At 76.0% G+C, this 9105-nt stretch carries 6 protein-coding genes; 3 read left to right on the top strand and 3 right to left on the bottom strand.

Translation table 11 applies throughout. The features are described 5' to 3' along the window. Positions 1-492 precede the first annotated feature (492 nt). Complete coding sequence (locus tag AB0N04_RS02825) at positions 493-4173, top strand: SpoIIE family protein phosphatase (protein WP_360208104.1); 3681 nt, start codon at positions 493-495, stop codon at positions 4171-4173. 198 nt (positions 4174-4371) lie between these two features. Next, entirely contained in the window at positions 4372-4776 is a 405-nt protein-coding gene (locus tag AB0N04_RS02820; protein WP_360208107.1) for a nuclear transport factor 2 family protein, read from the top strand. Between the two features lie 4 nt (positions 4777-4780). Here the strand turns inward: AB0N04_RS02820 and AB0N04_RS02815 are convergent, their stop codons facing one another. From AB0N04_RS02815 to AB0N04_RS02805, 3 genes are all read right to left on the bottom strand, one after another. Next, on the bottom strand, positions 4781-5848 hold the full coding sequence (locus AB0N04_RS02815) for an S-adenosylmethionine:tRNA ribosyltransferase-isomerase (protein ID WP_360208109.1): 1068 nt from the start codon (positions 5846-5848) through the stop codon (positions 4781-4783). Next, entirely contained in the window at positions 5845-6609 is a 765-nt protein-coding gene (locus AB0N04_RS02810) for an SDR family NAD(P)-dependent oxidoreductase (RefSeq protein WP_360208112.1), read from the bottom strand. The genes AB0N04_RS02815 and AB0N04_RS02810 overlap by 4 nt, the downstream gene beginning before the upstream one ends. Before the next feature lie 113 nt (positions 6610-6722). Continuing rightward, a complete protein-coding gene (locus tag AB0N04_RS02805) occupies positions 6723-7682 on the bottom strand; it encodes a pseudouridine synthase (protein ID WP_360208115.1) in 960 nt (319 codons plus the stop codon). Positions 7683-7997: 315 nt separating this feature from the next. Here AB0N04_RS02805 and AB0N04_RS02800 point away from each other — a divergent pair, with 315 nt between their 5' ends. Continuing rightward, entirely contained in the window at positions 7998-9086 is a 1089-nt protein-coding gene (locus AB0N04_RS02800; RefSeq protein ID WP_360208117.1) for a PP2C family protein-serine/threonine phosphatase, read from the top strand. Positions 9087-9105 lie beyond the last annotated feature (19 nt).

Genomic DNA, 9105 nt, shown 5'->3' with positions numbered 1-9105 from the left:
GCGGCCACGTCGACTTCCAGCGCCATCACGCCCGACCACGCCCGGCACAGTGTGGCTGATCGCCCGGTGGGGGGACGGAGCCGGCCTAGCCGTTGGCGCACGGACCAGCTACGGCGGGGCCAGCGCGCAGGAAGTCGGCCACGTCGACTTCCAGCGCCATCACGCCCGACCACGCCCGGCACAGTGTGGCTGATCGCCCGGTGGGGGGACGGAGCCGGCCTAGCCGTTGGTGCACGGACCAGCTGCGGCGGGCCGGCGCGCAGGAAGTCGGCCGCTTCGACTTCCTGCGCCGTCGCGGCCGGCCGCGCCCGGCGGGGTGGGGTGGCCCGGCGGTGGTGAGCTGGTGCGGGGGACGTCGGCTGGGTCGACTTTCCGTGGCACGGCGTGGGGCGGTAGCGCATCGGGCGGGCTGGTGCACGGTGAGCGGGGCGCGGGGGCTGCGTGCGAAGATGGCAGAGCTGGCTGAAACGATCTCCGGACGGTTCTCTGGCCATGGTGAACGAGAACGAGCAGCACCGAGGGGATCCGCGGCAGGACGCCCTGCTGATGGTGCCGATCGCGACGGCCCTGATCGAGGCCGACGGGCGGATCCTGCACTGGAGCGGCGACGCCGAGGCACTCCTCGGCTACTCCCCCACGCAGGCGATCGGCGAGAAGGCCGCGCAGTTGCTGGCCTCCGACGACCAGCGGCCCGAGGTCCTGGCGCTGTTCCAGCAGATCCTGGACGGCCGGGCCTGGTCCGGTGTGTTCCCGGTCCGGCACCGGGACGGGCACGCGGTGAACCTGGAGTTCCGCACCCATCCGATCACCGGGCCGGACGGCCGCCCGCTGGTGCTGGCCGTCGCCTCGGACGTGACGACGCTGCGCCGGATCCAGGCGGACCTGGCCGTGCTCGACGGGTTCTTCACGCAGTCCCCGGTGGGCATGGGCGTGTACGACACCGAACTACGGTTCGTCCGGCTGAACGAGGCGCTGGCGAGGGCCAACGGCCTGCCCGCCGGCGAGCACCTGGGCCACCGGCTCACCGAGATCCTGCCGGGGATCAACGGTGCGGAGGCCGAGGCGGTGATGCGGAAGGTCCTGGAGACCGGCCGGCCGGTCGTGGACACCCGCTCGCACGGCCGCACCCCCAGTGACCCGCAGCACGACCACGCGTGGTCGGCCTCGTACTTCCGGCTGGAGGAGCCGGGCGGGCGGGTGCTGGGCGTCAGCTCGACCGTCATCGACATCACCGAGCGCTTCCGCGCCGACGCCCGGGCGGCGCGGGCCCAGGAGCGGCTGGCCCTGCTGGTCGACGCGACGGCCTCCATCGGCACCACGCTGGACCTGCGGCAGACCGCCCGGGAGCTGGCCGATGCGATGGTGCCGAGGGTCGCCGACATCAGCGGGGTGTTCGCGCTGGAGGCGCTGGTCGCGGGGCGCAACGTCGAGCCGCCCGAGCCGGACGCGCCGAAGCTGGTGCGCCGGCTGGCGCTGGCCACCACCGACCCGCTGTACCCGGCGGAGGCGCTGCCGGTGGATGCGCTGTACGAGCTGCCGGCCGACTCCCCGTACGCCCGGGCGATGGACACCGGCCGGACGGTGGTGGTGCCGTCCTGGGAGCTGCCCCTGCTGAGCGAGGCCATCTCGGAGAGCCGCCGCCAGGCCTACCTGGGGGACCGGCCGCGCTCGGTTCGGATCACCCCGCTGGTGGCCCGCGGCACCACGCTCGGCATGGTGGTGTACTCGCGGCGCGGCGAACGGGAGTCCTTCGCGGAGGCGGACATCACCCTCGGCGACGAGCTGGCGTCGCGGGCGGCGGTGGCGATCGACAACGCCCGGTTGTACCTGCGCCAGCACCAGACCGTGCTGGCCCGGCAGCAGGCGTTGCGCGAGGCGAAGGCCGCCCAGGAGCGCCTGGCACTGGTCAACGTGGCGTCCACCCGGATCGGGACCACGCTCGATCTCGCCCAGACGGCGATGGAGCTGGCCGAGGTGGCGACGCCGCGGCTGGCCGACACGGTGGTGGTGGAGGTGCTGGAGGACCTCGTCCGCGGCGAGCGCGAGGCCCGCGCCCCGGCGGACGGGTCGGCGATGCTGCGCCGGATGGCCTTCCACTCGGTGCACGGTTCGACGCTGCAGCCGATCGCCCGCACCGGCGGGGTGCACCGCTTCCTGCCCAGTTCGCCGTACGCGTGGAGCCTGGCGCACCGCAAGCCGGTGCTGGTGCCGCGGATGGACGCGGACGGGCTGGCCTGGTTCGCCGACGACCCGGTGCGCACGGCGGCGGTGCGGGAGCAGAACGTGCGTTCCTTCATGGTGGTCCCGCTGATCGCGCGCGGTACTCCGGTCGGCGTGGCGGGGTTCTACCGGACGCTGGTGGAGCGCCCGTACGAGGACGACGACCTGGCCCTGGCCGGGGAGTTGGCGGTGCGGGCCGCGGTGTCGATCGACAACGCGCTGCTGTTCACCCGGGAGCGCGACGCGGCGGACGCCCGGCAGCGGGCGCTGGACGAGGCGTGGGCCGCGCAGCAGCGGCTGTCGCTGCTCAACGAGGCCAGCAACCGGATCGGCACCACGCTCGATCTGCACCGCACCGCCCAGGAGTTGGTGGAGGTGGTGATCCCGCGCTTCGCCGACTTCGTCACCGTCGACCTGCGCGACGCGGTGCTCGGCGGGGACGAGCCGGGGCCCGTCCCGGAGGACGGTTCGGTGCTGATGCGGGCGGTGGCGGTCGGCGAGTCGGCCCCGGACGGCACGATGACGGCGGCGGCCGACGAGGTCGGCGGGACCTCGCAGTCCGCCCAGGTGTACGCGCAGAGCCTGCGCTCCCGGCGTTCGATCCTGGTCTCCCAGGTGACCGAGGAGGAGCTGCGCCGGATCGTGGCCGCCCCGGACCGGGTGCAGCCCGGGCTGGACGCCGGGGTGCACTCGTACCTCATGGTGCCGCTGGTGGCGCGCGGACTCGTGCTGGGCGGCGCGGAGTTCGTCCGGACCCACAACCCGCTGCCGTTCGGCCCGGCGGACCGCTCGCTGGCCGAGGAGCTGGTCGCCCGCACCGCGCTGGCGATCGACAACGGGCGGCTCTACCGCCGGGAGCGGGACACCGCGCTGACCCTGCAGCGCAGCCTGCTGCCGCAGGAGATCCACCGCACCCTCGGCCTGGAGATCGCCTACCGCTACCTGCCGAGCAGCGTGGTCAGCGAGGTCGGCGGCGACTGGTTCGACGTCGTCCCGCTGTCCTCCGGGCGGGTCGCCCTGGTGGTCGGCGACGTGATGGGCCACGGCATCCGGGCCGCTGCCACGATGGGCCAACTCCGTACGGTGGCGCGGACGCTGATCACCCTCGAACTGGACCCGTCACGGGTCCTGCACCGGTTGGACGAGGCCACCACGGCGATCGGCGAGGGCCAGTTCGCGACCTGCGTCTGCGTGGTCTACGACCCGGTGGACCGCCGCTGCACGGCCGCCTGCGCCGGGCACCTGCCACCGGTGGTGGCCGACGCGCACGGGCGGGCGCACCTGGTCGAGCTGCCACCGGGCGTACCGCTGGGCGTGGGCGGAGTCCCGTTCGAGAGCGTGGAGTTCATCCTCCCCGAGGAGGCCATCCTGGCGCTCTACACCGACGGGCTGGTGGAACGCCGGGGCCGCGACCTCGACGAGGGGGTGCAGCTGCTCTGCCGGACCGTCGCCAACCGGCGCCGTTCGCTGGAGCAGACCTGTGACGCCGTGCTGGCCGAACTCACCGGCCACCCCAGCGAGGACGACATCGCCGTCCTCATGGCGCAGGTCCGGCCGACCGGCGCCGACCGGATCGCCACCCTCCAGCTCACCGGGGACCTCGCCATGGTCGCGCACTCGCGCCGCTTCACCCGCGAGACGCTCACCGAGTGGGGCCTCGGCCCGCTGGCCGACTGGGCGGAGCTGCTCACCAGCGAGCTGATCACCAACGCCCTGGTGCACGCCGGATCACCCACCCAGCTGCGGCTGTTCTGCAACCGGTCGCTCACCGTGGAGGTCGCCGACCAGGAGGGCGAGGGGCCCCGGATCCGCCGCGCCCGCGCCGAGGACGAGGGCGGGCGGGGCATCCACCTGGTCAACGAGCTCGCGCACCGCTGGGGCAGTCGCCGGACCGGGGACGGCAAGGTGGTCTGGTTCGAGCTGGAGCTGCCCCCGGGCGGCGCGTCGGCCTAGGGCGCGCCTTTCGGGCCGGTCCGGGCGGGCAGGCCGACAGACTGCGATGACAACCACCGGTTGTCGCCCCGGCGGGGCGGTTGTTGGCCGGTTCGGGCGCCGGAGGGCTTTCCTGGTGCCACGGCGGGACGGCCCCCGACCGAACCGACCGGACCCGCCGGACCCGCCGCACCCACCGGACCGACCCGAGGAGCCACCGTGCAGCAGACCGACGCCCGCACCGTCGTCACCGCCTACGTCACCCTGATCGCCGCGGGTGAGCGCGAGGCCGCCATCGCCCTGTTCGCCGAGGACGCCACCTGGGCCTACCCGGGCGGCCTCGCCCTGTCCCGCGTCTGGCGCGGCAAGAAGGAGATCTTCGGCGACTTCCTCGGCCAGGTCGGCACCCTGTTCGCCCCCGACGGCCTGCCCCGGATCACCCTGACCAACGTGCTGGCCGACGGCCCGCAGGCGGTCGCCGAGTGGACCACCGAAGGCACCGCCGCCAACGGCTCCGCGTACCGGAACCGCTGCCTGGGCGTGTTCACCGTGGAGGACGGCCTGATCACCGAGGTCCGCGAGTACCTGGACACCCACCACGTCACGCAGACCCTGCTCGCCTGAGCGGTCAGTCGGGCAGCAGCAGGTTCACGTCGCCGAACTCGTGCCACAGGTACCGCTCCCGGACGGCCTCCCGGTAGCAGGCGGCCAGCAGCGGGCGGCCGGCGACGGCGGCCAGCATCAGCAGGTGCGACGCGCGGGGCTCGTGCCAGCCGGTGAGCAGGCCGTCGACGGCCCGGACGCCGCGATCCGGGGTGATCACCAGCTCCGTCCAGCCGTCGGCCTCCCGGACGGTGCCGTCCGGCCCGGCGGCCGACTCCAGGGCCCGCACCACCGTGGTCCCGACCGCGATCACCCGCCCGCCGCCCGACCGGACGTGCCCCACCAGGCCGGCGGTGGCCGCCGGGACGTGGAACCACTCGGCGTACGGCGCCTCGTGGGCCTCCGGCGAGGCCACCCCGGTGTGCAGGGTGACGGGCGCGAGCAGCACCCCGCGCCCGGCCAGCCGGGCCACCACCTCGGCGCTGAACGGACGTGCCGCACTGGGCATCTCGCTGCTGCCGGGGACGGTGGCGAAGACCGTCTGGTAGGCCTCGATCGGCCAGTCGCGGTCCACGTAGCCGTAGCGGATCGCCCGGCCGTGCCGGTCGAGGTAGTCCGGCAGCGGGGCGGGGAGCACGAGTCGGGCGTACCAGAGCCGGGCCGTGAAGGGCCCGGTCAGCTCGGCCACGCCGCCCGCGGGCAGGGTGATCCGCAGTCCGGGGCGGGCCGGGGTCTCCGCCGGCGGGTAGTAGGCGGCCGCCCGGCCCGGCATCGCCCGGCGCAACTCGACCAGGTGGCCGCCGCGTTCGTCGGGCTGCGCGGAGGACAGGTGCAGGGCGACCGCCGTGCCGTCCGGCAGCCGACCTGGCAGCGCCGCCGGGAGGGTGGCCGAGTTGTTGACCACCAGCAGGTCGCCGGGGCGCAGCACCCCGGGCAGGTCGGTGAAGCGGTGGTGCTCGACGCTCCCCCGGTCGCGCCGGCCGACCAGCATCCGCACCCCGTCCCGCGCCCCGCCGCGCGCCTCCGCCGGTGCGCGGGCGGAGAGTTCGGGCGGAACGGCGACGTCGAGCCGCACCTCCGCGAGGGTGGTCATCGCCCGCCCCGGGCGGCCGCCAGGTCCGCGGCGCGGTAGCGGCCGGAGGCGGCGCCGTCGCGCAGCAGGCCGAGCAGCACGGGCGCCACGTCCTCGGGCAGCGGCTCGCCGGAGATGTCCTCGCCGGGGCTGGCCTCCTGGAACATCCGGGTGCGCATGCTGCCCGGATCCACCGCCCAGACCCGCAACTGCGGCTCCTCCCGGGCGAGTACGGCGGTGGCGAGGTCGAGCGCCGCCTTGCCGGCGCCGTAGCCGCCCCAGCCGGGGTAGGCCACCACGGCGGCGTCCGAGCTGATGTTGAGCACGGCGCCGGCGCGGGCGCGCAGCTGCGGCAGGAGCAGCTGGGTGAGGGCGATCGGGGCGAGCGCGTTGACCTCGAAGGCCTCCAGCAGGTCGGGCAGCGGGAAGTCGGCCAGCCGGGGCAGCGGGTCGGCGCCGGGGGTGCTCGCGCCGTTGAGCGTACCGGCGTTGTTGATCAGGAGGTCGGCGCCGCCGAGCCCCGCGGCGGCCTCGGCCAGGCGGGCGCGGTGGTCGTCGTCGACGACCGAGCCGGGGAGGGCGACGACCTCGGTGACGGCGGCCAGGTCCGCCGCGGCGGCGGCGAGTTCGGCCTCGCCGCGGGCGGTGACCACCAGCTGCCAGCCGTCCGCGGCGAGGGCCCGGGCGAGGGCGAGGCCGAGGCCGCGGGAGGCCCCGGTGACCACGGCGACGGGGGCGGACGTGGGGGCGGGGTCGGGAGCGGTGTGCTGTGCTGCGTTCATGCCCCCACCCTCGCCCCGCCGGGGCCCCGGCCGGATCGGCCGCCGGAACCGGGACCCGCTCCTCCGTTGGCCCTAGACCCTGGCCGCCGGACGGACGCGGCCCGGGGCCGGTCTCAGGCCCCGCTCGGGGAGCCGTCCTGCCAGTGGTGCGGGTCGGTCCAGGCGGCGAGCGTGCGGCGGGTCTCGAAGCGGTGCTCCCGGCCGGTGAGCGGGTCGGTGAACTCGACGGCCGAGGCGAGCAGTTGGAGCGGGCGGCGGAAGTCGTCCGGGGCCGGTTCGGGCAGCACCACCGGGTAGACCGGGTCGCCGAGGATCGGCACCCCGAGCCCGCTCATGTGCAGTCGCAGCTGGTGGGTGCGTCCGCTCAGCGGCCGCAGGCGGTAGTGGCCGAGGCCGTCGCGGTGCTCCGGCAGGTCGATCCGGCTCTCGCTGTTCGGGGGCGCGTCGAGCTCGCGGGCCGCGATCACGCCGCGCTCCTTGAGGATGTGGCTGCGCACGGTGCGCGGCAGGTCCAGCTCGGGGTCGTACGGGGCGACGGCCCGGTACTCCTTGCGGACCAGCCGGTCGCGGAACAGCGTCTGGTAGGCGCCGCGGTCGGCGGGCCGCACCACGAACACGGCCAGGCCGGCGGTGAGCCGGTCGAGCCGGTGCGCGGGGCTGAGCTCGGGCAGGTCGAGGTCGTGCCGCAGCCGGGACAGCGCGGTCTCGACGACGTGCCGGCCGCGCGGCGTGGTGGCCAGGAAGTGCGGCTTGTCGACGACGACCAGGTGCTCGTCCCGGTGCAGCACGGCCAGCTCGAACGGGACCGGGGCCTCGTCCGGGAGGTCACGGTAGAACCACAGGTGGGTGCCGGGCCGGAACGGCTCGTCGGGGGCGACCGGCCCGTCCGCGCCGACGATCTCCCGACCCCGCAGCGCCGTGTCGATCCGCTCGGCGCCGACCGCGGCGAGCCGTTCGAGCAGGTAGTCGCGGACGGTCGGCCAGGGGCCTTCGAGCGGCAGCCGCAGGTGCACCGGGTCGACGCCGCGGCGCTGCGGGAGGGGGGAGGCCGGGCGGCGGCTCTTGCGTCTCATCTCGGGGCCCAGCCTAGTCGGCGGGTCCGGGCGTCCGGCCCGCGAGTCCGGTCCGCGACGCCGGCCCGCGACGCCGGCCCGCGAGGCCGGTCCGCGACGCCGGTTCGGGCGGCCGGTCCGCGACGCCGGTTCGGGCGGCCGGTCCGCGACGCCGGTTCGGGCGGCCGGTCCGCGACGCCGGTTCGGGCGGCCGGTCCGCGAGACGCCCGCCGTGCGGCCCCGGCCGGCCCGAGGTGCCGCCCGTGGGGAGCCCGGAGAGAGTGGACGGTGGGGCCCTTTCCAGCCGGGTGGGGCCCTTTCCAACCGGGAGGACACGTGCGCGCCGACGGGCCGGACGGGATGCCGCCGCTGCACCTGCCGCGGCGCACCCGGCTGCTGTTGCTCTGCGCGTTCCTGCTGCTGGTCGCCGCCGTGGTGGCCGATCTGGTCAGCGGGCCGGGGACGACGCTGTCCCCCGTGCTGGCGGTGGCGCCGGTGCTGGCGGGGGCGACCACCCGCAGTGCCCGGGTGCCGCTGGCGGCGGGCGGGCTGGCGGTGGTGGCCGTCGGGCTGCTGGAGACCACCAACACCGAGCTGCCGACCGAGGTCCACCTCACCGCACTGATCACCGTCCTCGCCGCGACGCTGGCCAGCGCCGCCAACGTGGTGCTGGTGGCGGCGCGGGAGCGGGAGCTCTTCCAGGTCCGCACGGTGGCGGAGGCGGCGCAGCGCGCCCTGCTGCGCCCGCCGCCGGAGCGGATCGGGCCGTTGCGGGTCGCCGTGCGCTACGTCGCCGCGGCCGCCGAGGCGCGGATCGGCGGGGACCTCTACGCCCTGGTGGAGACCCGGCACGGGGTGCGGATCCTGCTCGGGGACGTGCAGGGGCACGGCCTGCCGGCGGTGGAGACGGCGGCGGACGTGCTGGGGGTGTTCCGCGAGGCGGCCCGCACCGAGGCCGATCTCGGGCGGCTCGCCGAGCGGCTGGACGCCGCGCTGGCCGCCCGCCCCGGGGAGGGGCGCTTCGCCACCGCGCTGCTGCTGTCGGTGCCGCCGGGGCGGGAGCCGGTCGCTCTGGTGAACTGCGGCCATCCGCCGCCGCTGCTGCGCCGGGAGGGCCGGGTGAGCGCGCTGGCGCCGCCGGCGGCCGCGCCGCCGCTGGGGCTGCTGGGACTGACCGGCGGCGGGTACCCCGCGGGCCGGTTCGAGGCCCGCCCGGGGGACCTGTTGTTGCTGCACACCGACGGGGTGACGGAGGCGCGGGGCGCCGGGGGCGTCTTCTACCCCTTGGAGGACCGGCTGCCGGGGCTGCCCGCGGGGAGCCCGGCCGACCTGCTGGACGGACTGCTCGCGGACGTCGGGGAGTGGGTCGGTGCCGCCGGTCTGACCGACGACGCGGCACTGCTCGCGATCCGCTGGGAGACGTGAGGGGCGGCGTGAGGGGCGG

The sequence above is a fragment of the Kitasatospora sp. NPDC051702 genome (assembly GCF_040681575.1).
GTDB lineage: Bacteria > Actinomycetota > Actinomycetes > Streptomycetales > Streptomycetaceae > Kitasatospora.
The sequence above is the reverse complement of the archived record's forward strand: the minus strand, read 5'-3'. Positions and strand labels throughout refer to the sequence as shown.